At 72.0% G+C, this 24,420-nt stretch carries 23 protein-coding genes; 16 read left to right on the plus strand and 7 right to left on the minus strand.

The features are described 5' to 3' along the window. Positions 1–8 precede the first annotated feature (8 nt). The 4 genes from QI633_RS23650 to QI633_RS23665 are packed head-to-tail and all read left to right on the plus strand — an operon-like array spanning position 9 to position 2,544. Positions 9–713, plus strand: a complete 705-nt coding sequence (locus QI633_RS23650; RefSeq protein ID WP_141797082.1) for a GntR family transcriptional regulator — start codon at positions 9–11, stop codon at positions 711–713. Between the two features lie 12 nt (positions 714–725). Further along, positions 726–1,118 (plus strand): phage holin family protein, encoded by a 393-nt coding sequence (locus QI633_RS23655; protein WP_141797081.1) that lies wholly within the window; start codon positions 726–728, stop codon positions 1,116–1,118. Then, positions 1,118–1,621 (plus strand): low molecular weight protein-tyrosine-phosphatase, encoded by a 504-nt coding sequence (locus QI633_RS23660; protein WP_141800858.1) that lies wholly within the window; start codon positions 1,118–1,120, stop codon positions 1,619–1,621. Before QI633_RS23655 ends, QI633_RS23660 begins: the two co-directional genes overlap by 1 nt. Positions 1,622–1,671: 50 nt before the next feature. After that, positions 1,672–2,544: a 3-hydroxybutyryl-CoA dehydrogenase gene (locus QI633_RS23665; protein ID WP_282427252.1), complete on the plus strand. Its 873-nt coding sequence runs from the start codon at positions 1,672–1,674 to the stop codon at positions 2,542–2,544. 63 nt (positions 2,545–2,607) lie between these two features. On the opposite strand, the gene QI633_RS23670 is transcribed toward QI633_RS23665, so the two are convergent. Beyond that, positions 2,608–4,299: an AMP-binding protein gene (locus tag QI633_RS23670; RefSeq protein ID WP_282427253.1), complete on the minus strand. Its 1,692-nt coding sequence runs from the start codon at positions 4,297–4,299 to the stop codon at positions 2,608–2,610. Between the two features lie 143 nt (positions 4,300–4,442). Between QI633_RS23670 and QI633_RS23675 the strand changes: the two genes are divergently transcribed. After that, positions 4,443–5,447 carry a vWA domain-containing protein gene (locus QI633_RS23675; protein ID WP_282427254.1) on the plus strand — a complete coding sequence of 335 codons (1,005 nt, stop codon included), beginning with the start codon at positions 4,443–4,445 and terminating at the stop codon, positions 5,445–5,447. A gap of 1 nt (position 5,448) precedes the next feature. Here QI633_RS23675 and QI633_RS23680 read toward each other — a convergent pair whose 3' ends face one another. Further along, entirely contained in the window at positions 5,449–5,952 is a 504-nt protein-coding gene (locus QI633_RS23680; RefSeq protein ID WP_260805749.1) for a MarR family transcriptional regulator, read from the minus strand. Positions 5,953–6,035: 83 nt separating this feature from the next. On the opposite strand from QI633_RS23680, the gene icmF reads away from it, so the two are divergent. The 4 genes from icmF to QI633_RS23700 all read left to right on the plus strand — a co-directional run bounded on the left by icmF (position 6,036) and on the right by QI633_RS23700 (position 12,669). Further along, a complete protein-coding gene (gene icmF, locus QI633_RS23685; RefSeq protein ID WP_282427255.1) occupies positions 6,036–9,206 on the plus strand; it encodes a fused isobutyryl-CoA mutase/GTPase IcmF in 3,171 nt (1,056 codons plus the stop codon). Positions 9,207–9,512: 306 nt separating this feature from the next. Further along, positions 9,513–9,878, plus strand: a complete 366-nt coding sequence (locus tag QI633_RS23690) for a YciI family protein (RefSeq protein WP_260805748.1) — start codon at positions 9,513–9,515, stop codon at positions 9,876–9,878. Positions 9,879–9,947: 69 nt separating this feature from the next. Beyond that, positions 9,948–11,213: a sigma-70 family RNA polymerase sigma factor gene (locus QI633_RS23695; protein WP_141797075.1), complete on the plus strand. Its 1,266-nt coding sequence runs from the start codon at positions 9,948–9,950 to the stop codon at positions 11,211–11,213. Between the two features lie 67 nt (positions 11,214–11,280). Beyond that, a complete protein-coding gene (locus QI633_RS23700) occupies positions 11,281–12,669 on the plus strand; it encodes an MFS transporter (RefSeq protein WP_141797074.1) in 1,389 nt (462 codons plus the stop codon). On the opposite strand, the gene QI633_RS23705 is transcribed toward QI633_RS23700, so the two are convergent. Further along, positions 12,650–13,579, minus strand: a complete 930-nt coding sequence (locus QI633_RS23705) for an AraC family transcriptional regulator (RefSeq protein ID WP_260805747.1) — start codon at positions 13,577–13,579, stop codon at positions 12,650–12,652. The genes QI633_RS23700 and QI633_RS23705 overlap by 20 nt on opposite strands. A gap of 189 nt (positions 13,580–13,768) precedes the next feature. On the opposite strand from QI633_RS23705, the gene QI633_RS23710 reads away from it, so the two are divergent. Beyond that, positions 13,769–14,314, plus strand: coding sequence for a flavin reductase family protein (locus QI633_RS23710; RefSeq protein WP_141797072.1), 546 nt, complete (start codon positions 13,769–13,771; stop codon positions 14,312–14,314). 13 nt (positions 14,315–14,327) lie between these two features. After that, a complete protein-coding gene (locus tag QI633_RS23715; protein WP_282427256.1) occupies positions 14,328–15,920 on the plus strand; it encodes a 4-hydroxyphenylacetate 3-hydroxylase N-terminal domain-containing protein in 1,593 nt (530 codons plus the stop codon). Between the two features lie 219 nt (positions 15,921–16,139). Here the strand turns inward: QI633_RS23715 and QI633_RS23720 are convergent, their stop codons facing one another. Then, positions 16,140–17,081: an AraC family transcriptional regulator gene (locus QI633_RS23720; protein WP_222117724.1), complete on the minus strand. Its 942-nt coding sequence runs from the start codon at positions 17,079–17,081 to the stop codon at positions 16,140–16,142. 143 nt (positions 17,082–17,224) lie between these two features. On the opposite strand from QI633_RS23720, the gene QI633_RS23725 reads away from it, so the two are divergent. The 3 genes from QI633_RS23725 to QI633_RS23735 are packed head-to-tail and all read left to right on the plus strand — an operon-like array spanning position 17,225 to position 19,782. After that, positions 17,225–18,457: a cytochrome P450 gene (locus QI633_RS23725; RefSeq protein WP_282427257.1), complete on the plus strand. Its 1,233-nt coding sequence runs from the start codon at positions 17,225–17,227 to the stop codon at positions 18,455–18,457. Between the two features lies 1 nt (position 18,458). Next, on the plus strand, positions 18,459–19,484 hold the full coding sequence (locus QI633_RS23730) for a 2Fe-2S iron-sulfur cluster-binding protein (protein WP_282427258.1): 1,026 nt from the start codon (positions 18,459–18,461) through the stop codon (positions 19,482–19,484). Position 19,485: 1 nt separating this feature from the next. Then, positions 19,486–19,782 carry an EthD family reductase gene (locus tag QI633_RS23735; protein ID WP_282427259.1) on the plus strand — a complete coding sequence of 99 codons (297 nt, stop codon included), beginning with the start codon at positions 19,486–19,488 and terminating at the stop codon, positions 19,780–19,782. On the opposite strand, the gene QI633_RS23740 is transcribed toward QI633_RS23735, so the two are convergent. Beyond that, entirely contained in the window at positions 19,722–20,990 is a 1,269-nt protein-coding gene (locus QI633_RS23740) for an MFS transporter (protein ID WP_282427260.1), read from the minus strand. The genes QI633_RS23735 and QI633_RS23740 overlap by 61 nt on opposite strands. Positions 20,991–21,298: 308 nt before the next feature. Here QI633_RS23740 and QI633_RS23745 point away from each other — a divergent pair, with 308 nt between their 5' ends. Both QI633_RS23745 and QI633_RS23750 read left to right on the plus strand, forming a co-directional pair. Then, positions 21,299–21,796: a thioesterase family protein gene (locus tag QI633_RS23745; RefSeq protein WP_141797066.1), complete on the plus strand. Its 498-nt coding sequence runs from the start codon at positions 21,299–21,301 to the stop codon at positions 21,794–21,796. 72 nt (positions 21,797–21,868) lie between these two features. Further along, positions 21,869–23,113 carry a DUF480 domain-containing protein gene (locus tag QI633_RS23750; RefSeq protein WP_282427261.1) on the plus strand — a complete coding sequence of 415 codons (1,245 nt, stop codon included), beginning with the start codon at positions 21,869–21,871 and terminating at the stop codon, positions 23,111–23,113. A gap of 13 nt (positions 23,114–23,126) precedes the next feature. On the opposite strand, the gene QI633_RS23755 is transcribed toward QI633_RS23750, so the two are convergent. Both QI633_RS23755 and QI633_RS23760 read right to left on the minus strand, forming a co-directional pair. Next, entirely contained in the window at positions 23,127–23,474 is a 348-nt protein-coding gene (locus QI633_RS23755) for a YrdB family protein (protein ID WP_160158160.1), read from the minus strand. A 26-nt stretch (positions 23,475–23,500) separates the two neighbouring features. Then, positions 23,501–24,409: a glycoside hydrolase family 16 protein gene (locus tag QI633_RS23760; protein WP_282427262.1), complete on the minus strand. Its 909-nt coding sequence runs from the start codon at positions 24,407–24,409 to the stop codon at positions 23,501–23,503. Positions 24,410–24,420 lie beyond the last annotated feature (11 nt).

The raw sequence follows: 24,420 nt of genomic DNA on the forward strand, positions 1-24,420 counted from the left end.
ATGGGTGCATGGCCGGACCGTCCACGCCACCGAAGAGCCCGTTCACCCTGCTGAGCGTCGAGAACGAGTCGACGGTCTCCCGGGTCGCCGCGGAGGTGCGGCGGGCGATCTTCGAGGGCGACCTGGAGAGCGGTACGCCGCTGCGCGAGATCGCTCTCGCCGAGTCGCTCGGGGTCTCGAGACCGACGGTCCGCGAGGCGCTGACGGTACTGGTGGCCGAGGGGCTGGCGACCCGGGAGCCGCACCGTGGGGTCATGGTCGCCACACCGCGGGCCGAGTCGGTGCGCGACGTGTGCCGGGCGCGGTGGGTGCTCGAGGGCGCGGGCGTGCTGGCATGGCCGGCCGCGGACGCCGTACGACGGGCCCGGGTGCGCACCACCCTCGACGCCTACACGGCGGCGGTGCGCAGCGGCGAGGCGTCGTACGAGGAGCTCAACGAGCGCCACCTCGCCTTCCACGTCTCGCTCGTCGAGCTGACCGGGAGCGCGCGGCTGGTGCAGATGGCCGAGGCGCTGATGGACGAGCTCCGACTGGCGCTGGCGCAGGTCGAGCGGATCAACCGCAACGCGCACGACGAGGCCGGCTCCCACGAAGGGCTGGTCGCGCTGCTGGAGGCGGACCGGATCGACGGACCGGACGGGGCGCACGCATTCTTGCGCAAGCACATCGACGACGCCGAGATCGAGATCGTCGAGGCGCTCGGCCTGGAATGACAGACTGGCGGCATGCTGGCCTTCCTGTCCCGTTGGGCGATCACGACCGCCGCGCTCGCCGTGGCCGCGCAGCTGATCGACGGCATCTGGTTCAAGGGCGCGACCGAGGGGCGCGCCGAGTTCGACGACAAGATCCTGCCGCTGGTGCTGGTCGCGCTGATCTCGTGCGCGGTGACGGCGCTGGTGAAGCCGCTGCTCACCTTCTTGTCGATCCCCTTCATCCTGCTGACGCTGGGCCTGTTCCTCATCGTGCTCAACGCGCTGCTGCTGCGGTTCACCGCGTGGCTGGCCGACCTGGTCGACATCGGGTTCCACGTCGACGGGTTCTGGCCGGCGGTGTGGGGCTCGATCATCATCAGCATCACCACGTGGTTCCTCGACGCGATCCTCGGCTTCGGCGACTGATGACGGCTGCTCCCCCGCCCCGCACCCCGGGGCACTACCGCGTCGCGCTGGTCTGCCTCGGCAACATCTGCCGCTCCCCGATGGCCGACGTGGTCCTGGCCGCGCGCGTCGCCGACGCCGGCCTCGACGACCGGGTCGAGGTGGTCAGCGCCGGCACCGGCACCTGGCACGTCGGCGAGGCGATGGACCGCCGGGCCGCGGCCCTGCTCACGACCGAGGGGTACGACGCCAGCCGGCACCGGGCCCAGCAGGTGCTCGCGTCCTGGCTGGACGAGCAGGACCTGGTCCTCGCCATGGACCGCGACAACCTGCGCGACCTGCGCGCACTCGGTGAGGCCGACCCCGACCGCGTGCGGCTGTTCCGCGACTTCGACCCGGTGGAGCCGGGCGGGGAGGTCCCCGACCCGTTCTTCGGTGGCGACGACGGGTTCGGCACCGTGCTCGCCATGGTGGAGCGGACCTCGGCCGCTCTCGTGACCGCGGTGGCCGGCGTACTCGCCTGAACTGGTCCTACTCACCGGTCACCCCTACATTTACTAGGACGTCCTAGTAAATGAGCGAGGGGTACCTGATGACGAGCATCGAGCGTGTGGGAGTGGTCGGCGGCGGCCTGATGGGATCCGGCATCGCGGAGGTCAACGCCCGCGCCGGCAAGGACGTCATCGTCGTCGAGTCCACCCCTGACGCGGTCGAGGCCGCCCGCCATCGCCTCGAGACCTCCCTCAAGCGCGCCGAGAGCCGCGGCAAGATCGAGTCCGCCGCCGCCGTGCTCGACCGGATCCGCGTCGTCGACGACCTCGCCGCCCTCGCCGACCGCGACATCGTCGTCGAGGCCATCGTCGAGGACGAGCAGGCCAAGACCGACCTCTTCCGCCGCCTCGACGAGATCGTGACCAGCCCCGACGCGATCCTCGCGTCCAACACCTCCTCGATCCCGATCATGAAGCTGGCCGTCGCCACGAAGCGCCCCACGCACGTGCTGGGCGTGCACTTCTTCAACCCGGTCCCCGTCCTCAAGCTGGTCGAACTGGTCCCGTCCCTGATGACCGACGCCGACACCACCGAGCGCGCCCGCGCGTACGTCCAGGACGACCTCGGCAAGACCGCCATCGACTGCCAGGACCGCGCCGGCTTCGTCGTCAACGCGCTGCTGATCCCGTTCATCCTGTCCGCGATCCGCATGTACGAGTCCGGCTTCGCCTCCGCCGAGGACATCGACCACGGTCTCGTCCTCGGCGCCGCCCACCCCCAAGGCCCCCTCGCGCTCGCCGACCTGATCGGCCTCGACACGGTCAAGGCCGTCGCCGAGTCGCTCTACGAGGAGTTCAAGGAGCCGCTGTACGCCGCCCCGCCGCTGCTCGCCCGCATGGTGGAGGCACGCCTGCTGGGCCGCAAGACCGGGCGGGGCTTCTACACCTACGCCTGAGACGACCGAGTTGGGTGGGCGAGAGTGACCTCAGGGTCACCCTCACCCACCCAACTCGTGTGTTCAGCCCTTCAGGTCCGGGAAGTCGTCGTCGCGGAACTCACCCGAGGGCCGAGCCCCCTCGACCTCGTTCTCCCGCTGCCGCAGCTCGACCCGCCGGATCTTGCCGGAGATGGTCTTGGGCAGCTCGTAGAACTCCAGGCGCCGCACCCGCAGGAACGGGGCGAGGTGCTCGCGCGCGTAGCGCAGGACCGACTCCGCCGTCTCCGCGGTCGGCTCGAAGCCGGGCACCAGCGCGACGTACGCCTTGGGCACCGCCAGCCGCACCGGGTCGGGCGCGGGCACGACGGCGGCCTCGGCCACCGCCGGGTGCTCGATCAGCACGCTCTCGAGCTCGAACGGGCTGATCTTGTAGTCCGAGGCCTTGAACACGTCGTCGGTGCGGCCTACGTAGGTGATGTAGCCGTCCTCGTCACGCGCCGCGACGTCGCCGGTGTGGTAGAAGCCGCCGGCCATCGCCTCGGCGTTCTTCGCCGGATCGCCCTGGTAGCCGGTCATCAGGCTCAGCGGTGAGGACGCGAGGTCGAGGCAGAGCTCGCCCTCGCCGACGCCGTCGACCACGGTGCCCTCCAGGGGGTCGACCAGCACCACCGGTACGCCGGGCAGCGGGCGGCCCATCGAGCCGGCCTTCACCGGCTGGCCCGGGGTGTTCGCGATCGCGGCGGTCATCTCGGTCTGGCCGAAGCCGTCGCGGATGGTGCGGCCCCAGTGCTTCTCGACCTGGCTGATCACCTCGGGGTTCAACGGCTCGCCCGCGGCGATCGCCTCACGCAGCACGCCGGGACCCCCGGACAGGTCGGCGTTGATCAGCATCCGCCACACCGTCGGCGGCGCGCAGAAGGTCGTCACCCCCTCCGCGCGGAGCTGGCCCAGCAGGGCAGCCGCGTCGAAGCGGGCGTAGTTGTAGACGAACACCGTCGCCTCGGCCAGCCACGGTGCGAAGAAGTTCGACCACGCGTGCTTCGCCCACCCGGGGCTCGAGATGTTGAGGTGCACGTCGCCGGGCTGCAGGCCCAGCCAGTACATCGTCGACAGGTGCCCCACCGGGTAGGACACATGGGTGTGCTCGACCAGCTTGGGCCGTGAGGTGGTGCCCGAGGTGAAGTACAGGAGCAGCCGGTCGGTGCTCGCGTTGCCGGGGTGCGGGACCGGCTCGGCGGGACGCACGTACGCCGCGGCGTACGACACCCAGCCCTCGGCAGGACCGACCGCGATCCGCACGTACGACCCCGGGACCTCGTCGAACTTCCCCGCGTCGGCCGCATTGCAGATGACGGCCCGCGCGTCGCCGCGCCCCAGCCGGTCGACCAGCTCGGCCGGCCCGACCGCCGTGGTGGTCGGCATGATCACCGCGCCGAGCCGGACGAGCGCGAGCATCGACTCCCACAGCTCGACCTGGTTGCCGAGCATGACCACGACACTGTCGCCGCGTCCGATCCCCTGCTCGGCCAGCAGCGCGGCCACCTGCTCGGAGCGGGTGACCAGCTCGCCGAAGGTGTACGACGCCCGCCGGCCGTCCTCCTCGACGATCACCAGCCCGGGCTGGTCGCTGCCCCGCGCATAGGAGTCGAACCAGTCGTGCACGAAGTTGAACCTCGGCCCGACGTCGGGCCACTCGAACCGGGCCACCGCCCCCGCGTGATCGGCGCGGAGGTCGCGCAGCAGGTCCCGGGCGGTACGCAGGGCGGTGCTCATGGTGCCCACTCTGCCCAGCCGCCGCGCGCGGCGACACCCTCGAACGGAGGGTCGACACGGCGCACCGATACCCCAGATTTCGGTGATGTTCGCGCTACCGGCCCCGATGGACGATGCCCTGACGTCGAGCGAAGGGGACGACCATGGGCATTCCGGGCTCAGGTGTGGCACGGGCACTGGCAGGAGGGCTCGTCGCGACGAGCCTCGTCGCGGCGGCACCCGCCACGGCCGCACCACCGGCCAGGGCCGTGGCCTGCGCGCCGGCCGCGAACATCCAGGCGATCATCGACGACTCCGGCTCGATGTCGGGCACCGATCCGGACCGGCTGCGGGTCCAGGCGATGAACCTGCTCATCGATGCCCTGGCCCCCTCACGGATCCTCGGCGCGACCGAGTTCGGGTCGGTCGAGGACAACGTCTTCGCGCCGGCGGCCGTCGGGCCGAGCGCGGCGACGATGAAGGCGTCGCTCGACGCGCTGGTCCAGGCTGACAACGGCGGCACGGACTACAACCTCGCCTTCGACTCGGCGCGCGCTGTCAACCCCGGCGCCACGGTCCGGATCTTCCTGACCGACGGGGGCCACAACAGCGGCGACTACCTCAACGCCCACCTCAACCCCGCACCGCAGGCCCAGACGCCGACGTACGTCATCGGCTTCAGCCCCGGCCTCGCCGCGGCCGAGGACCAGGCCCGGCTGCAGCAGATCGCGGCCGAGACCGGCGGTCAGTACTTCGCCCTCCCGGACGCGCAGGCCCTGCAGCCGGTGATGAACGAGATCCAGACCCGCCTGACCTGCCAGTCGCCGCCGAAGACCTTCGTCGACACCATCGCGGCGGGTGGGGCGACCCACCACGGCGTGAAGATCAAGCGGAAGTCGCGGTCCGCGCAGCTGACGCTGACCTGGACCAGCCCGCTCGACGCGTTCAAGATCAAGAAGGTCAAGATCAAGCGCCACGGCCGGGTCGTCGCGACCAAGGGCCACCCGCTCAAGATCAGGACCAAGCGGGGCGCGACCTACCTGGTGATCAAGGTGACCAAGCTGGTCCCGGGCAAGCTGACCTTCGTCGTCAAGAACACCGCGGCCGGCTCAGGATCGCCGCAGGTCACCGTGACCACCCAGGTGAGCCAGAGCAGGTCGAAGAAGTAGGTCAGTCCGCGAAGTCGCCGGAGGCCTGGCGGACCTGGCGGAGCAGGTCGTAGGCATCGGCCTGCTGGTCGCCGCTGAGGCCGGTCACCGCGAAGTCGATCGCGGTGACCGCCTTGGTCGCCCTGCGCACGGTCGTGCGGCCCTCGGGCGTGAGCCGGGCGAGGGTACGACGGCGGTCGGCCTCGTCGGGCACCCGGACGACGTACCCCTGGGCCTCGAGGCGGTCGATCGCGCTGGTGACCGAGGTGGGGTGGACCATCAGCCGCTCGCCGATCTTGCTCAGCGGCAGCGCGCCGTGCCGGCTGAACAGCAGCAGCACGAGCACCTCGTAGCGGGAGAAGGTCAGCCCGAACGGCTTCAGCGCGGCGTCGAGCGCCCCGATCATCAGCTGCTGGACCCGCATCACCGAGGTGGCCAGCCGCATCGCGGTCGCGTCGCCGAAGTGCTCCTCCCAGAGGTCGCCGGCGCGGTCGATCGGGTCGAACGGCAGGCGGGCGTCGGGCACGACCCAGACCTTAGGCCATCCGGGGACTTTTCCAGATTACTTGGACGTCCTACTATCGGAGATCCAAGGAGTTTGGAGGATCGATGCCCGAGCACACCCTGCACGTCCCGCAGCACCCCGTCCGCCTGGTGACGGCGTCCAGCCTGTTCGACGGCCACGACGCCTCGATCAACATCATGCGGCGGATCTTCCAGAGCCAGGGCTGCGAGGTGATCCACCTCGGGCACAACCGCTCGGTGGCCGAGGTCGTCGAGGCCGCGATCGAGGAGGACGTGCAGGGCATCGCGGTGTCGTCGTACCAGGGCGGCCACGTGGAGTACTTCGAGTACCTCACCCAGCTGCTCCGTGAGCGCGGCGCCGGCCACATCAAGGTCGTCGGCGGCGGTGGCGGCGTCATCGTCCACGACGAGATCAACCGGCTGCGCGAGTCCGGCGTCACCATCTTCTCCCCCGAGGACGGCCAGCGGCTCGGCCTGCCCGGCATGGTCAACACCGTCGTCGAGGCCTGCGACACCGACCTGTGGGAGACCGGCAGCGTCACCGCCGAGCAGGTCCTCAGCGGCGACCGTGCGGCGCTGGCGCGCGCCATCACCGGCGCCGAGCTCGGCAAGCTCGACGGCGCGCTGCTCGAGCAGCTCTCCACGGCGGCGGCCGCCCACGCCGCCCCCGTCCTCGGCATCACCGGCACCGGTGGCTCCGGCAAGTCCAGCCTCACCGACGAGCTCGTACGACGCCTGCGGGTCGACCAGCAGGACAAGGTCCGCGCCGCCGTGCTCGCCGTCGACCCGACCCGGCGCAAGGGCGGCGGCGCGCTGCTCGGCGACCGGATCCGGATGAACAGCCTCGACCTGACCGGGCACGGCCTGGACCGCAACCAGGTCTACTTCCGCAGCCTCGCCACCCGCGGCGCGCACGAGGTGCCCGAGCACCTCGACGACGTGCTCACCGTGATCAAGGCCGCCGGCTTCGACCTCGTCGTCGTCGAGACCCCCGGCATCGGCCAGGGCGACGCGGCGATCGTGCCGTTCGTCGACACCTCGCTCTACGTCATGACGCCGGAGTTCGGCGCCGCGTCGCAGCTGGAGAAGATCGACATGCTCGACTTCGCCGACGCGGTCGCGATCAACAAGTTCGAGCGCCGCGGCGCCGAGGACGCGCTGCGCGACGTGGGCCGCCAGATGGTCCGCAACCGCGAGGCGTTCGGCAAGCAGCCCGCCGACATGCCCGTCTTCGGCACCTCGGCCGCCACCTTCGACGACGACGGCGTCACCGCGCTCTACCAGTTCCTGCGCGGCCTGCTCGCCGGACGGGGCCTCGCCGCCGGCGAGGGCCTGCTCGCGCCGGTCGAGGGCAAGACGTCGACCCGGATCCAGACTGTGCTGCCCGCCGACCGGGTCCGCTACCTCGCCGAGATCGCCGAGACCGTGCGCAGCTACCACGCCGACACCGAGGTGCTCGTCGAGAAGGCCCGCCGTGCGCAGCGCTTCGCCGCGGTCGCCGAGGAGCTCGCCGAGATCGAGGACCTCGCCGCCGCCGCGGCCCGGGCCAACGACGACCTGCCGCTCGACGTACGCGACCAGCTGGCCGCCTGGCCGGGTGTCGTCGCGCAGTACGACGAGGACACCGCCGCCAAGGGCCGCGAGTCGCTCTCCGGCAACCGGGTGCCGCGGGTCGCCGTACCCCGCTTCGCCGACCACGGCGAGCTGGTCCGCTACTGGCGCCGCGAGAACCTCCCGGGCCACTTCCCCTTCACCGCGGGCGTCTTCCCGTTCAAGCGCGCCGACGAGGACCCGGCCCGCATGTTCGCGGGCGAGGGCGACCCGTTCCGCACCAACAAGCGGTTCCGGATGCTCTCCGAGGGCCAGCCGGCGACCCGCCTGTCGACCGCCTTCGACTCGGTCACGCTCTACGGCCGCGACCCCGACGAGCGCCCCGACATCTACGGCAAGGTCGGCACGTCCGGCGTCTCCGTCGCGACGCTCGAGGACATGAAGGCGCTCTACGACGGCTTCGACCTGCTCTCCCCCACGACGTCGGTCTCGATGACGATCAACGGCCCCGCCCCGACGGTGCTGGCGTTCTACCTCAACACCGCGATGGACCAGGCCCGCGAGCGCGGCATCGACCCGTACGAGGCGATCAAGTCGATCCGCGGCACGGTCCAGGCCGACATCCTCAAGGAGGATCAGGGCCAGAACACCTGCCTGTTCTCCACGGAGTTCTCGCTGCGCTGCATGGCCGACATCCAGGAGTGGTTCATCCAGCAGCAGGTCCGCAACTTCTACTCGGTCTCCATCTCCGGCTACCACATCGCCGAGGCCGGGGCGAACCCGATCAGCCAGCTCGCGTTCACCCTCGCCAACGGCTTCACGTACGTCGAGTCGTACCTCGCCCGCGGCATGGACATCGACGACTTCGCGCCCAACCTGTCGTTCTTCTTCTCCAACGGCATGGACCCCGAGTACACCGTGATCGGCCGGGTCGCCCGCCGGATCTGGGCCGTCGCCATGCGCGACCGCTACGGCGCCAACGAGCGCTCGCAGAAGCTGAAGTACCACGTCCAGACGTCCGGTCGCTCCCTGCACGCGCAGGAGATGGACTTCAACGACATCCGCACCACGCTGCAGGCGCTGATCGCGATCTACGACAACGCGAACTCGCTGCACACCAACGCCTACGACGAGGCAGTCACCACCCCGTCGACCGAGTCGGTGCGTCGCGCGCTGGCGATCCAGCTGATCATCAACCGCGAGTGGGGCCTGGCCTCCAACGAGAACCCGCTCCAGGGCTCGTACGTCGTCGACGAGCTCACCGACCTCGTCGAGTCCGCCGTGCTCGCCGAGTTCGACCGGATCTCCGAGCGCGGCGGTGTCCTCGGCGCGATGGAGACCGGCTACCAGCGCGGCCGGATCCAGGACGAGTCGATGCTCTACGAGCACCGCAAGCACGACGGCACGCTCCCGATCATCGGCGTCAACACCTTCCGGGCGCCGGAGAGCGGCGACGGGACGCCCGACGAGATCGAGCTGGCCCGCGCGACCACGGAGGAGAAGGAGTCGCAGCTGGTGCGGCTGCGCGACTTCCAGGCCCGCCACGCCGACGACGCCACCGCGGCCATCGCCCGGCTCAAGGAGGCGGCCACGAGCGGCGAGAACGTCTTCGCCGTCCTCATGGACGCCGCCCGGGTGTGCTCGCTGGGCCAGGTCACGGAGGCATTCTTCGAGGTCGGCGGGCAGTACCGCAGGAACGTCTGAGGCCCGCCGGTCTGCGACGAAGGAGCAGGCCGGCGTCGGCCGAAGAGGTCGAGGAGAGCCGACGAGCTCGCGCAGCGAAGCAAGCGAGGTCGTGGCACGTCACGAGACCAGGTGAGGTGCTGCCGGGGCTGTCCGTGGACGGTCGGCGAGAGTACGGCCAGGGGTCTCGTGACGGTCGCTGAGCGACCTCCTCGACCTCCGACGAACTTTTTCCGCAGTCGATGTCGAAGGCGGCGTCGGTCGTTCGACGTAGGTTCGAATCACTCACCTACGAGAGAAGAAGGACTGATCGAGATGCCGCGTTTCATGGGACTCGTGCGAATGGAAGAGGGACAGGGCAACCCGCCGCAGGCGCTGTTCGACGCGATGGACGCCTACATCGGGGAGCAGGCGCAGAAGGGCCACTTCCTCGACGGTGGCGGGCTGTTCGGGCTCGAGGACGCCGTGAACTTCGTGGTGCGCACCGGCGAGGTCACCCGGGTCGACGGCCCGTATGCCGAGGCCCGGGAGGCCGTGGGCGGCTGGGCGCTGCTGCAGTACGACACCCTCGAGGAGGCGATCGCCAACCAGGAGGAGTTCGCCGACCTGCACGCCAAGCACTGGCCGGACTGCAAGATGGTCGCCACCCTGCGCCAGATCTCCGACGAGGCGCCCGAGGCCGCCGACGCCTGAGCGCCAGCCGCTCACCGGCACCGCCATGCGGCCGGCCCTAGGGGCGCGTCGCGCCACTAGGCTGGCCGCATGGCCGACGCCACCACCGCCGACACCATCACCGCCACCTGGCGGCAGGAGTCTGCGCGGCTGGTCGGCGCGCTCGCCCGGATGACCCGCGACGTCGACCTGGCCGAGGACCTCGCCCAGGACGCGCTGGTCGCCGCCCTCGAGCAGTGGCCGGCGGTCGGCGTACCCGACAATCCCGGCGCCTGGCTGATGACGACCGCCAAGCGCCGCGGCATCGACCACATCCGGCGCGCCGAGACGCTGCGTCGCAAGACCCAGGAGCTCGGCCACGCGGCACAGGAGGTGAGCCCGATGCCTGACCTGGAGTCGCAGGTGGACCACATCGAGGACGACGTCCTGCGCCTGGTGTTCCTGTGCTGCCACCCCGCGCTGACGCCCGAGTCGCGCGCCGCGCTCACGCTGCGTCTGGTCGGCGGCCTCACCACCGACGAGATCGCCCGCGGCTTCCTCGTGCCGAGCACCACGATGGGCCAGCGGATCTCGCGGGCCAAGAAGACCCTCGCCGAGGCCGGCGCCGAGCTCGAGCTGCCCACCGGCGCCGAGCGCACGCAGCGGCTCGACGACGTGATGGCGGTGGTCTACCTCGTCTTCACGGAGGGGTACGTCGCCACGGCGGGCGACGACTGGACCCGGCCCGACCTCGTGGCGGAGGCGATCCGGCTGGCCCGGCTGTTGGCGGAGCAGGCGCCCGAGGAGCCCGAGGTCCACGGCCTGCAGGCTCTGCTCGAGCTGCAGGGCTCCCGGCTCCCGGCCCGCACCGATGCCGACGGCGCTCCGGTCCTGCTCGACGACCAGGACCGCACCCGCTGGGACGAGCTCCTGATCCGCCGTGGCCTGGCCGCGCTGCGCCGGGCCGAGGAGATCGCCGCGCGCGGGGTCCCGGTGGGCCGCTACTACCTGCAGGCCGCGATCGCCGCCGAGCACGCGAAGGCCGGCACCGCCGCGGCGACCGACTGGCCCCGCATCGCCCGCCTCTACGACGTCCTGGCGGCCGCCGCCCCAGGCCCGGTCGTCGAGGTCAACCGCGCCGTGGCTCACGGCAGGGCGGCCGGCCCGGACGCCGGCCTCGTCGTCCTGGCGGCGCTCCCGGACGACGCACTGCGCGACTCCCCGCTCCTGCCGAGCGTGCGCGGCGACCTGCTCGAGCGGGCCGGCCGGCACGCCGAGGCGGCCGAGGAGTTCGACGAGGCGGCCCGTCGTACCCGCAACGGCGACGAGCGGAGCCTGCTGGAGCGCCGCGCGGCGCACGCCCGAAGCACCGGCTGAAGCCGGCCGGTCCCGCCCGGTGGAAGTCGCCGGCCGGGACCCGGCGCGCGGCTGAGACCATCGCGGCGTGCCGTCCGCCACCACGACCGAGGGAACTCGCGTCCAGTTCGCGACCCTCGCCGCCGTCACCGTGCTGACCGGCATCGTGAGCAGCCTCGGCGCCCCGCTGGTGCCGACCGTCGCGAGGGAGCAGGACGTCTCCCTCGCGACGGCGCAGTGGATGCTCACCGCGACCCTGCTCGCCGGCGCGGTCGTGACCCCCGTCCTCGGCCGGCTGGCCACGGGCCGGCTGCGCCGGCCGGTGCTGCTGGCGGGCCTGGTCGCGGTGCTGTGCGGCGCGCTGCTGACCGCGCTCCCGCTCGGGATCGGCACGATGATCGCCGGCCGGACGCTGCAGGGCGTGGGGATGGCGCTGGCGCCGCTGGCGTTCGCGGTCGCCCGCGACCTGTGGTCCGGTCAGGAGCTGCTCGCGAAGCTGGCCGCCCTGTCCGTGGCGTCGGTCAGCAGCGCCGGCCTCGGCTACCCGGCGTCCGCGCTGGTGGCCGAGCACTTCGGCATCGGCGGCGCCTATGTCTTCGGGTCGATCCTGATCGGCGCCACGACGCTCCTCGCGTTCCGTCACCTCCCCGCCTCCCGCGACGGCGAGCCGCAGCCGATCGACGTCGTCGGCGCGCTGCTGCTGTGCACCGGCACGCTCGGCTTCCTGCTCGCGGTCAGCCAGGGCGAGCGCTGGGGATGGGCCGAGCTCCCGACCCTGGCAACCGGCCTCGGCGGGGTCGTCCTGCTCGTCGCATGGATCCGCTGGAGCATCATCGCTCCCCGCCGCGGACGGCCCGTCCTCGTCGACCTCCACCTCGCCGTGCGTCCCGGCGTCCGCGCTCCCAACCTGGTCACCGTCGCCGTCGGGGTCAGCCTCTACGGCCTCTTCACCCTGGTCGTGGTGCTGGTCCAGGCCGACGGCAGCCACGGCTTCGGGCTGCACGCCGGCCTCGCCGCGAGCGGCCTGGTGCTGGTGCCGTACGCCATCGCCGGGATCGTCTCCAACCGGATCGCCCTGCTCGCGGCCCGCCGCATCGGCACCCGGCCACTGCTGCCCGCCGGCTGCCTCGTCTTCGGCACGGCGCTGGTCATGCTGACCTGCTGGCACGACACCCTCGGCCAGGCGCTGCTGGCGATGGCCGTCGGCGGTCTCGGCGGCGGCCTCACGTTCTCGTCGATGGCGATCCTGATCGTGCCCAACGTCGACACCGCGGAGACGGGCAGCGCGATGGCCTTCAACCAGCTGCTTCGCTACCTCGGCTTCTCCGTCGGCTCGGCACTGGCCGTCGCCCTGCTGCAGGTGTACGGCGGCGACGCGGCCGCGTTCCGCGCGACCGGCCTGACCATGGCCGCGATCTGCGTGGTCGCCGGCGCGCTCGCGAGCCTGGACCGGGGCGCTACCGCCCGCGCAACGTGACGGACGGCGCCACGCCGTACCGCTCCCGGTAGGAGGCGGCGAAGCGGCCGAGGTGCGCGAACCCCCAGCGGGTCGCGACCTCCGAGACGCTGTCGACACCGCCCGCGAGCAGGTCGGCGTGCACCCGCTCGAGCCGGATCGCGAGCAGCTGCTGGGTCGGCGTACGTCCGAGGTAGCGCTGGAAGCCCTGTTGGAGCCGGCGGATCCCGACCCCGGAGGCGGTGGCGAGCTCGGCGGCGGTCCAGTCGCGGGCCGGGTCGGCCTCCATCGCCTCGACGACGCGGGACACGATCCGCGGCCGGATCGTGCCGCAGCCGGGCTCCTCGGGGAAGCAGGCGGCGACGAAGGCCGCGGTCAGCGTGCCGGCGAGACGGCGGCCCACCCGCTCGTCGCGGACCAGGACCGGGTTGCGCAGCGCCTCGGTGCCGATCGAGCCGAGCAGGCCGATCCAGGCTCGGCCGCCGTCGGTGCGCAGGTCGACCTGGGCGGGCAGCCGGTCGGTGGTGAGGCCGACGAGTGCGGTCACCTCCTCGGCGAGGTAGGCGCGCTCGACCCGCATCCCGACGATCGAGCAGTCGGCGGACCACCGGGTCATCCGGGTGTGCTCGTCGGGCGGGCAGACCGTCGCCTGGCCGTCGAGGGACAGCACGTGGTGGCCGCCGACGTTGGCCTCGAGCACCCCGCTGCGCGGCACGTTGACCGCCCACGCGCCGGGGTGGTCGGACTCGACGGCGACCTCCGAGCCCCAGCCGATCCGGGCCAGGCGGACCGGACCGAGGTCGACGGCACGCAGGTCGGCCGGACCGGCGGGGGTCCGCTTGATCGCCAGGTCGTGGGGGAAGTAGGCCCGCGCGACGGCGTCGGAGAAGTCGCCCAGCTCGTGGGACGACGCGGTCAGGGTTCCGGTCACGCGGCTCACCCCCTTCTCGGTGACGCCCATCACAGTACCGCCGCCGCGTTGTCCGGAAAACGCACCCGATCCACCCCGCTGCGCATTGCGGACAGTCCCTTCGCGGAGCGGATCGCAGCGTCCGTCGTACCGGCCTAGCGTCCCCGTCCACCGACCTGGTCCCCAGGTCGCGAACGACGAGGAGGAGCCATGGACCCGCGCACGCTGCGCTCGACCTTCGGTCGCTTCGCGACCGGCGTCACCGTCATCACCTGCCGCACCCCCGACGGCGCCCACCACGGCGCGACCGTCACCGCCTTCACGCCGATCTCCCTGGACCCGCCGCTGGTCCAGGTGGCGCTGACCCGTACGTCGAGGGCCGCGGCGTACCTCGACGGCGCGTCCTTCGCCGTCAACGTGCTCGCCGCCGACCAGGTCGACGTGGCGATGCACTTCGCGGGGCGCCCGAGCGCGGACCCGCTGCCCTGGTGCGACGGGTCGGTCGCGCCCTCCCTGCGCGGCACCGCGGCCACCATCACCTGCCGCGCGCACCGCACCGACGACGGCGGCGACCACCTGCTGTTCCTCGGCGAGGTGGTCGACGTCGTCAGCACCGACCGTCGTCCGCTGCTCTTCCACGACAGCGCCTTCCACCAGATGGGCCGCCGCTCGTCCGACGTCGTCTGGCTCGGCTGCCAGGACGACCCCCACACCAGCTGGTTCGGCGCGCTCGTGCCGGCCGACACCCACTACTGAGGAGAACCCCGAGATGACCGACACCCTCGCCCCCGAGACCAGCCCCGCCCAGGACGACGGCCCGCCGACCGTCAACCCCGCCGCCGACTCCCCCGCCAACAAGCAGACCAACTTCGCCTCGCGTCCGATGACCGGCGACGAGTACGTCGAGAGCCTGCGTGACGGCCGGGAGATCTACCTGAACGGCGAGCGGGTGAAGGACGTGACGACGCACGCGGCCTTCCGCAACCCGATCCGGATGACCGCCCGCCTGTACGACGCCCTCCACACCGGTCCGCACGTCGACGAGCTCACCGTCCCCACCGACACCGGCAACGGCGGGGTGACGATGCCGTTCTTCAAGACCCCGACCTCGTCGGCCGACCTGCTCAAGGAGCGCGACGCGATCGCGCGCTGGGCGAAGATGACGTGGGGCTGGATGGGTCGCAGCCCCGACTACAAGGCGTCCTTCCTCGGCACGCTGCACGCCAACAAGGAGCTCTACGCGCCCTTCGAGGCCAACGCCGAGCGGTGGTACCGCGAGTCGCAGGAGAAGGTCCTGTACTGGAACCACGCGATCATCAACCCGCCGGTCGACCGCAACCTGCCGCCCGACGAGGTCGGCGACGTCTACATGAAGGTCGAGAAGGAGACCGACGCCGGCCTGGTCGTGTCGGGCGCGAAGGTCGTCGCGACCGGCTCGGCGATCACCAACTACAACTTCATCGCCCACTACGGCCTGCCCATCCGCAAGAAGCAGTTCGCGCTGATCTGCACCGTCCCGATGGACGCGCCGGGCGTGAAGCTCATCTGCCGCACGTCGTACACCCAGCAGGCCGCCCAGAACGGCACGCCGTTCGACTACCCGCTGTCGAGCCGGATGGACGAGAACGACACCATCTTCGTGTTCGACAAGGTGCTGGTGCCCTGGGAGAACGTCTTCATGTACGGCGACGTCGACCGGATCAACGCGTTCTTCCCGCAGTCCGGCTTCCTGCCCCGGTTCACCTTCCAGGGCTGCACCCGGCTCGCGGTCAAGCTCGACTTCATCGCCGGCCTGCTGATCAAGGCCCTCGAGACCACCGGCTCCGGCGACTTCCGCGGCGTACAGACCCGGGTCGGCGAGGTCATCGGCTGGCGCAACCTGTTCTGGTCGCTCACCGAGTCGATGGCCCGCGACCCCGAGCCGTGGGTGGGCGACGCGGTCATCCCGAAGCTGGAGTACGGCCTGACCTACCGGATGTTCATGATCCACGGCTACCCGCGGGTCAAGGAGATCATCGAGCAGGACGTCGCCTCCGGCCTGATCTACCTGCCCTCGGGCGCCGCCGACTTCAAGTCCGCCGAGGTCCGCCCGTACCTCGACAAGTACGTCCGCGGCTCCAACGGCATCACCGCCGTCGACCGGGTCAAGGTGATGAAGGCGCTGTGGGACTCGATCGGCACCGAGTTCGGCGGCCGCCACGAGCTGTACGAGCGCAACTACTCCGGCAACCACGAGAACGTGAAGGCCGAGCTGCTCTTCGCCGCCCAGAACCGCGGCATCGTCGACCAGATGAAGGGCTTCGCCGACGAGTTCCTCGCGGAGTACGACCTCGACGGCTGGACGGTCCCCGACCTGTTCTGACCGACCCGGCTCGAAACTGCTCCGGATCCCCGCCGACCCGGCGCGAAAGTGCTCCGGATCCCCGCCGACCCGGCGCGAAAGTGCTCCGGATCCCCGCCGACCCGGCGCGAACTTCGCGCCGGGTCGGCGTCGTTTCGGCGCACTCTTCTGCCGGGTCGGCGCGAGTCCAGCGCAACTTTCTGCCGGGTCGGCGGAAGACAGGCGCACTTCCGGGCCGGGTCAGCGGCGGGCGGCGGAGGGCGCCTCGCCGTAGCGGCGGCGGTACGCCGCGGCGAACCGGCTGGCGCTGGAGAAGCCCCAGCGGGCGGCGACGTCGCTGACCATCGGCGCCGGCTCGGCAGCGAGGTCGGCGCGGGCTCGGCGCAGCCGGATCTCGAGGAGGTACGCCGACGGGGTGCAGCCCAGCCACTGCTGGAAGGCCTCCTGCAGCCGGCGCACGCTCGTGCCGGCCAGGGCCGCCATCTCGGCGGCGGTCCAGGCCCGGGCGGGGTCGTCGTGCAGCCCCTCGACGACGCGTCGCACGTGCCACGGGCGGGCCGGCGGCCCGGCCCCGTCACCGGAGCGGCACAGGTCGACCAGGCCGGCGACCAGCGCGCCCGCGAGCTGCTGGCGCACCAGGTCGCTGTCGGCGAACAGGTGGGGGTCGTGCAGGTTCGTCGCGAGGCTGGCCACCAGCTGGCGCCACGCCCGGCCGCGGCCCTCGTCGAGCCGCAGCTGGTCCGGCAACAGCTCTCGTACGCCGATCCGGTCGGTGCCGAGCAGCCGCTCGGCCTCCACCTCGAACCAGGCGCTGTCGAACTTCACGCCCAGCACCGTGCAGGTCGCGTCCCAGTGACTGATCAGTGACGGGGAGTCGGCCCGGAAGACGGTGCCCTGCCCGGCGACCGAGGTGACCGCGCCGAGACGGCCCCGGCTCTCGAGGTGTCCGGTGATCGGCAGGTTGACCTCGTAGGCGCCGGGGTAGTCGCAGTCGATCGCGACGTCGGCACCCCAGCCGACCTGGCCGATCATGACCGGCCCCAGGTCGAGGGTGCGTAGCGTCAGCCGCGGCTCGTGGACTCCGCCGACGAGCCGGAGCTCGTGGGGGAAGTAGGCCTCCGCGACGACCCGGGACGCACTCCCCCAGTCACGCGGCGACCGGCCCCGGACCCGCTCGGACACGCTGTGCAATCTACCTGAGACACAGGTCACAAATCGCCCGCGCGATCGGTGCCGGGACCGCGCGATCCGTGTCGCCGCCGTACGCCGGTCGGCCTACCTTCGTCGCACTTCCGCAGCACCAGCACCCTCCCGAGGAGCACCCGATGACCGCCGTTCAGCAGCCGACCACGCCGGACCTCTCCTGGCTGGAGTCGGTCTCGATGTCCCAGCTCGAGCGCAACCCCTACCCGACGTACGAGAGGCTGCGCCGCGAGGCCCCGCTGGCCTTCGTCCCCGTCCTGGGCTCGTACGTCGCCTCGACCGCCGAGATCTGCCGCGAGGTCGCCACCAGCCCCCACTTCGAGGCCGTGATCACGCCCGCCGGCGGCCGCACCTTCGGCCACCCGGCGATCATCGGCGTCAACGGTGACATCCACGCCGACCTGCGCGGCATGGTCGAGCCGCAGCTGCAGCCGGTCGAGGTGGACCGCTGGGTCGACGACCTGGTCCGCCCGATCGCCCGCCGCTACCTCGAGGCCTTCGAGGACGCCGGGCGCGCCGAGCTGGTGGGCGAGTACTGCGAGCCGGTCAGCGTGCGCTCGCTCGGCGACCTCCTCGGCCTGCAGTCGGTCTCCTCCGACCAGCTGCGCGACTGGTTCCACAAGCTGAGCCGCTCGTTCACCAACGCCGGCGTCGACGAGAACGGCGAGTTCCTCGACCCCGAGGGCTTCCGCGAGGGCGACGAGGCGAAGGCGGAGATCCGCGCGACCGTCGACCCGCTGATCGACCGGTGGATCGCCGAGCCCGCGGAGACCGCCATCTCGCACTGGCTGCACGACGGGATGCCGCCCGGCCAGACCCGCGAGCGCGAGTACGTCTACCCCACGATCTACGTCTACCTGCTCGGCGCCATGCAGGAGCCGGGCCACGGCCTGGCCTCCACCCTGGTCGGTCTGTTCAGCCGCCCCGAGCAGCTCGAGGAGGTCGTCGACGACCCGACGCTGATCCCGCGCGCGATCTCGGAGGGAATGCGCTGGACCTCACCGATCTGGTCGGCCACGGCGCGGATCTCCACCCGCGAGGTCACCGTCGCGGGCGTCGACCTGCCGGCCGGGACGCCCGTGATCCTGTCGTACGGCGCCGCCAACCACGACACCGGCAGGTACGACGCCCCGACCAAGTTCGACCTGCACCGTCCACCGCTGCCGCACCTCGCGTTCGGTGCCGGCAACCACGCCTGCGCGGGCATCTACTACGCCAACCAGGTGATGCGGATCGCGATGGAGGAGCTGCTCGAGGCGATCCCGAACCTGGAGCGCGACACGTCCGAGGACGTCGAGTTCTGGGGTTGGGGCTTCCGCGGCCCGACCTCGCTGCACTGCACCTGGGAGGTGTGAGGTGACGATCACCGTCGGCGAGCGCCGGGTGGAGGGCGCCGCCGACCAGACGGTCCTCGAGGCGCTGCTGCGCGCCGGGGTGTGGATGCCGAACTCCTGCAACCAGGGCACCTGCGGCACCTGCAAGCTGCAGGTGGTGTCCGGCGAGGTCGACCACCGCGACTCCCCGCTCGACACCCTCACCGCGGACGAGCGGGAGGCAGGGCTGGCGCTGGCCTGCCAGGCCCGCCCCTGCGGCGACACCGAGGTGGCGCTGCGCGGCGCGGACACCGGCCGGACCACGCACCCGCTTCGGGACCTGACCGCCACCGTGACCGCCGTCGAGGACATCGCCCGCGACACCCGCCGGATCCTGCTCGGGCTCGACGAGCCGCTGGCCTTCAGCGCCGGACAGTACGTCGAGCTGGTGGTCCCCGGCAGCGGCGAGCGCCGTCAGTACTCGCTGGCCAACACGGCCGAGGAGGACAAGGTCCTCGAGCTCCACGTACGCCGGGTGCCGGACGGGATCGCCAGCGACCGCTGGCTCTTCGGCTCCGTCGCCGTCGGCGACCGGGTCGAGGCGATCGGCCCGCTGGGCGACTTCCACGTGCCCGGCCCGGAGGCCGACGAGGGCGAGCCGATGGTGCTGATCGGCGGCGGGACCGGGCTGGCGCCCCTGGTCGGCATCGTCCGTACGGCGCTCGCACGCCACCCCCAGCGCGAGGTGGTGCTCTACCACGGGGTCCGTGGCAGCGCCGACCTCTACGACCTGGCCCGGTTCGAGGAGCTCGCGGCCGCCCACCCGGGCTTCCGGTTCGTCCCCGTCCTGTCCGACGAGCCCGACGACGCCCGCACGTCGTACCGCGGCGGCTTCCCGACCGACGTCTTCGTCGACGACGTGGCCAGCGCCCGCGGCTGGTCCGGCTGGCTGTGCGGTCCTCCGCCGATGGTCGAGGCCGGTGTGCGAGCGTTCAAGCGGCGCCGGATGGCCCCGCGCCTGATCCACCGCGAGAAGTTCACCCCCGCCGACAGCGCCCAGGAGGCCTGAGATGCCCACCTTGACCGTGCTCTACGGAACCCCGAGCGACCCCGAGGCCTTCCGCCGCCACTACGAGGAGGTCCACGTCCCGCTCGCGCGAGCGCTGCCGGGAGCCACCGCGCTGCGGTACTCGCTCGCCGTCGAGACCCTGGCCGGCGACGTGCCGGTATTCGCCAGCTTCCACGCGGAGTTCCCGAACAGGGAGGCGCTGGACGCGGCGCTCGCCTCGCCCGAGGGCCAGGCGGCTCAGGCCGACGTGCCGGCGTTCGCCAGCGGCGGGGTGACCATCCTGGTCGAGGGCGACTGAGGTCGCGCCGGGCTGAGCACGGCATTCACGACACCCGCCGCGACGACCACGAGGGCGGCAAGGATCGGCATGAACACCGCGGCCGAGGTGCCGAACCGGTCGGCCAGGTTGCCGGTGACGGCCGAGGCGAGCGACTGGCCGACGATGACGGCGGAGCCGAGGATCGTCATCACCGTCGCGGAACGGCCGGCCGGGCTGCGCAGGGCGCCGAGGCTGTACTGGGTCACCATCGTCGGGCCGATGCCGCAGCCGATGAGCAGCAGCACCGCGCACATCGCCGCGACCGACGAGACCAACGGCAGCAGCGCGGCGCCGGCGAGCATCGTCGTACCGAAGACGAGCCAGCGGGCGCGCAGCGAGAACGCGGCGGGGAACAGGGCCACGCCGAGAGCCAGGATCGCGGAGCCGATGCCCATCACGCCGTACACCAGGCCGGCGGACTCCGCTCCGCCGTGCTCGGCCATGAACGAGGTCAGCGAGGTCAGCATCGAGCCGAAGAACAGCCCGACGCCGAAGATTCCCGCGACCACGGCCAGCAGCGCGGGCCGGGCGATCTCGCGGGCCGGTGCGGGCGGGGCGGCCTGCTCGTCGGCACCGGCTGCGGCGAGCGCCGAGGGGTGCAGCGCGAAGGCGGTCACGAACACCAGCGTGAGCAGGGCCGCGCCGGCGACCGGCGCCCACGGGTCGAGCGTCGTACCGAGCAGGCCGACCACGAACGGACCGACGATGAACACGATCTCGTCGGCGGCCGACTCGTAGGCCATGGTCGCGTCGAAGGTGCGCGAACGACGACCGGGCGCGATCCGGGCGCCGATGATCTGGACCAGGCGGCTGCGCGACATCGGCGCGATCTGCGGGGCGCTGGCGCCGACGACGTACGCCACCGCGAGAACGGCCGCGGCGGGCAGCGGGCTGTAGACCACCCAGGCCATCAGGCCGAGCGCCGTCGTCGACACGACACCGCTGGCCAGCAGCACCCGGCGCTGGCCGAACCGGTCGGCGGCCGCGCCGAGCAGTGGCCCGACGGTCGCGGCGCCGAGGCCTACCACCGCGGAGTTGAGCCCGCCGAAGGCGAGCGAGTCGCGACCGGCGACGACCAGCGTCAGCACGCCGACGACCATCATCGCGTAGGGCAGGCGCGCGACGAGCGCGATCGGGAAGTACGACGCTCCGGCGGCCCGCACCAGCGTCGGGGAGTGATCAGGCATGTCCTTCGTCCAAGGGGTCGGGTGCCGCCTTGGACCGCCGGTCGAGCCGGCGCGAGGTAGATACACGCAGTGGATCTGGTGCTCCCATGGTACGACCGCGTGTCTGGCGCCGCCCAATCATCGGCCGGGTTCAGTAGGGCATGGCCGCCGGCGCCGTGCCGTCGCGAGCGTCACGTCCGGCCGATCTGGCAAGGCGGGGGCGCGACGGCATGCTGGGCGCACGTCGAGCGTCCCCAACGCAGCCAGATCGAGTCGGACGTGGCGCGTAGCAGGCGCGGGGCCGACGGCCATGCCCTAGGGTCCGGGGCATGAGCACGCAGCCGACGTATGACCAGCTCGCCACCCTTCCGGCCTTCGCGGTCCAGCCGGTCCCCAGCGCGTTCGAGGACAGCAACGGCTTCCTCAACGTGCGCCACTACCTCGGCATCGGCAGCGAGGGCCTCGACGAGTCGCTCTACGACATCGGGATCCCGTTCAACTGGCCCGTGCTCAGCGGCTTCGCGTGCCTCTCGGCGGAGCACCACCTGACCTACCTGCACGAGCTGAGGACCGGCGACCAGATGTCGGTCCGGGTGCGCCTGCTCGGGCGCTCCGAGCGGGCCGCCCACGCTCTGGTGTTCGTGCTCGACGACACCAACCAGCGGGTGGCGTGCGTGTTCGAGGAGATCTTCCTCTGCGTCGAGATCGCCGATCGCCGCACCGCCCCCTGGCCGGCCGACATCGCCGCGGGCCTCGACAAGCGGGTCGCCGAGCACGCCGGCATCGAGTGGGAGCCGGTGACTTCGGGGTGTCTCGAGCTGCGTTAGTTCGGCGCTCGCTCCGCTCGCGCATGTCGCGCCGCTCGGCCTCACCCGACCCGCATCGGTAGTCTCCGTTCCGTGAGCGACCTGCCCGTCCTGACGGCCGAGGAGCAGCGCGTGCTGGGGAGCCTCCTGGAGAAGGAGGTGACGGTCCCGGCGTCGTACCCGATGACCGTGGGCGCCGTCCGCACCGCCTGCAACCAGCAGAGCAGCCGCGAGCCCGTCGTGGAGTACGACGACGAGCTCGTGCACCGCACGCTGCGCGAGCTCAAGCAGCGCGATCTGGTCGCGGTCACGTGGGACGACCGCGGCCGGCGCACCCTGAAGTACCTCCAGCGGCTCGCGGTGCTGCTCGACCTCGCCGAGGACGAACGAGCCCTGATCACCGTCCTGCTGCTGCGCGGGCCTCAGCCCCCGGGCGCCCTGCGGACGCGCACCGAGCGGCTGCACGCCTTCCCCGACCGCGACGCCGTCGAGGCGTGCCTGCAGCAGCTGGCCGCGCGCGAGACCCCGCTGGTCCAGGCGCTGCCGAGGCAGCCACGTGAGCAGGACGCTCGCTGGATCCACCTCCTCGGGCCCGCCGACCACCCGTCCGGCGCGTCCGGCGCATCCGGCGGGTCCGGTCCCGGCGGTACGGCCGCCGCGGCCGTCGACCGCGACGCGGTCCTCGCCGGCGGCGCCGAGGCCAGGGACGCGAAGGTGCGGGCGGCCTACGCCGCCGTTGCGACGGCGTACGCCGATGCCTTGGCCGACGAGCTCGACGCCCTTCCCTTCGAGCGCTGGCTGCTCGACCGGGTCGCCGCGCACGCCGGCACCGACCCGGTCGTCGAGGTCGGGTGCGGACCCGGGCACGTCACGGCGTACCTCGCCGAGGCCGGCGCCGACGCGACCGGGCTCGACCTGACGCCGGAGATGGTGACGCAGGCGCGCGAGCGCTACCCGGACGGGGTCTACGATGTCGGCGACCTGCGCACCCTGATGCGCCCGGTCAACGGCTCTGGATGGGCGGCCGTCCTGGGCTGGTACTCCCTGATCCACCTCGCTGCCTCCGAGCTGCCCGCGGCGCTCGACGCCCTGACCCGGCCGCTGAGCCCTGGCGGGCTCCTGGTGCTCGCCCTCCACGCCGGCGCGGAGGTGCGCCACCACGACACCTGGTTCGACCAGGCGGTCGACCTCGACGTGGTCCTCCACGAGCCGGCCGATGTCGTCACGCTCGTCGAGAAGGCCGGGCTCGTCGGCGTCGAGTGGTACCGGCGCGGGCCGGTGCTCGCTCGCGGCGAGACCACCGAGCGGCTGTACGTGGTGGCCCGCAAGCCCCGTTGAGGGACTGCTCCAGCTACTCCTGCTCGGAGAGGACCCGGATGCTGGGCAGCTGCGCGAGCCCGTTGACGACCACCGAGAAGACGAGCAGGGCGACCGCCCAGTCCTCGTGACCGGCGTCCCACAGTGCCAGGCAGGCGAGCCCGAACACGACGACCTTGGCCAGCGGGCGGACCAGCGGGCCGCCGTACGGCGCCTTCGGCGAGGCCAGGAGGAACCAGACGGTCATCGCCAGCAGGGGCAGCAGCCACACGAGCAGCCACCGCGGGCTGCGGTCCCAGCCCCAGACCCCGAACGCCGCCACCGCGAGCAGCTCGTCGACGAAGACCAGGGCCAGGACCGACCACCCGAAGATCGCGTTCACGCGCCGATCATGGCGCGTGATGGCGACTACTTCCAGACCCGCACCCAGTCGACGGCGGTCGTCGCCGAGGTGGGCGTCTGGTCGGTGATGGCGTTCCAGCCGCCGCCGAAGACCTGGGTGAGGACGACGTAGAACGGCTGGTCGAACGGCTGCGGCGCCACCAACGGCGCGGCCGGCGTCCAGGAGTGGGTGAAGCAGACCCGGTCGTCGTAGAGGAAGCGCATCGAGGTCGGCGTCCACTCGACGGCGTAGCGGTGGAACTGGGTGCCGGCGCTCGGCATCGGACAGTTGTAGCCGGTGCTCTTCCAGGGGTCCTCACCGGCGTAGTGGACCGACGGGTAGACGTTCTCGGCGCCGCCGCTGAACCACTCCGCGACGTCGATCTCGCCGGAGTTCGGCCAGGCGCCATAGGTGAACTTCTGGGGGTAGAGCCACAGCGCGGAGTGGATGCCCTGGATGGCTGTGTCCGGCAGCTTCGCGCGGAACTCGAAGCGGCCGTACGTCTGCGCGAACAGGCCCCAGGTGGCGATCGTCGCGGCGGTGCGGTCCGTCGTGTAGTCGCCGTACGGGCTGTGACACACGAAGGGCTCGGCCTCCTTGCGCGAGGTCAGGAAGACCTGGCCGGAGCCCACGCTCACGTTGTCGGGGTCGTCGACATAGCAGCCGCTCTGACCGGCGTGGAACCCGCTCAGCGAGGTGTCCTGGACCACCCACTTCGACCGGTCGAGGGCGGTGCCGCTGAAGTCGTCCTCGAAGGTGCACGTGTAGCGCCCGCCGCCGGGCCTGGCCGGCCGTTCGCCGCCGCAGGCGCCCTTGCTGAGCGCCGACACACCGGCCGCGGGTGCCGCAGCGGTGGGGCCGGCGGTCACCGGGGCGAGTGCGGCGACGGCGGCAGTCGCCGCGCCGAGGGCACACAGAAGTCGGAATCGGAGCATGGTGGACCTTT

This window comes from Nocardioides sp. QY071, from assembly GCF_029961765.1.
Taxonomy (GTDB): domain Bacteria; phylum Actinomycetota; class Actinomycetes; order Propionibacteriales; family Nocardioidaceae; genus Nocardioides.

Coding starts and splice junctions, on each gene's coding strand:
- QI633_RS23650 (WP_141797082.1), top strand. CDS start 9: ATGGCCGGACCGTCCACGCCACCGAAGAGCCCGTTCACCCTGCTGAGC.
- QI633_RS23655 (WP_141797081.1), top strand. CDS start 726: ATGCTGGCCTTCCTGTCCCGTTGGGCGATCACGACCGCCGCGCTCGCC.
- QI633_RS23660 (WP_141800858.1), top strand. CDS start 1,118: ATGACGGCTGCTCCCCCGCCCCGCACCCCGGGGCACTACCGCGTCGCG.
- QI633_RS23665 (WP_282427252.1), top strand. CDS start 1,672: ATGAGCGAGGGGTACCTGATGACGAGCATCGAGCGTGTGGGAGTGGTC.
- QI633_RS23670 (WP_282427253.1), bottom strand. CDS start 4,299: ATGAGCACCGCCCTGCGTACCGCCCGGGACCTGCTGCGCGACCTCCGC.
- QI633_RS23675 (WP_282427254.1), top strand. CDS start 4,443: ATGGGCATTCCGGGCTCAGGTGTGGCACGGGCACTGGCAGGAGGGCTC.
- icmF (WP_282427255.1), top strand. CDS start 6,036: ATGCCCGAGCACACCCTGCACGTCCCGCAGCACCCCGTCCGCCTGGTG.
- QI633_RS23690 (WP_260805748.1), top strand. CDS start 9,513: ATGGGACTCGTGCGAATGGAAGAGGGACAGGGCAACCCGCCGCAGGCG.
- QI633_RS23695 (WP_141797075.1), top strand. CDS start 9,948: ATGGCCGACGCCACCACCGCCGACACCATCACCGCCACCTGGCGGCAG.
- QI633_RS23710 (WP_141797072.1), top strand. CDS start 13,769: ATGGACCCGCGCACGCTGCGCTCGACCTTCGGTCGCTTCGCGACCGGC.
- QI633_RS23715 (WP_282427256.1), top strand. CDS start 14,328: ATGACCGACACCCTCGCCCCCGAGACCAGCCCCGCCCAGGACGACGGC.
- QI633_RS23725 (WP_282427257.1), top strand. CDS start 17,225: ATGACCGCCGTTCAGCAGCCGACCACGCCGGACCTCTCCTGGCTGGAG.
- QI633_RS23735 (WP_282427259.1), top strand. CDS start 19,486: ATGCCCACCTTGACCGTGCTCTACGGAACCCCGAGCGACCCCGAGGCC.
- QI633_RS23740 (WP_282427260.1), bottom strand. CDS start 20,990: ATGCCTGATCACTCCCCGACGCTGGTGCGGGCCGCCGGAGCGTCGTAC.
- QI633_RS23745 (WP_141797066.1), top strand. CDS start 21,299: ATGAGCACGCAGCCGACGTATGACCAGCTCGCCACCCTTCCGGCCTTC.
- QI633_RS23760 (WP_282427262.1), bottom strand. CDS start 24,409: ATGCTCCGATTCCGACTTCTGTGTGCCCTCGGCGCGGCGACTGCCGCC.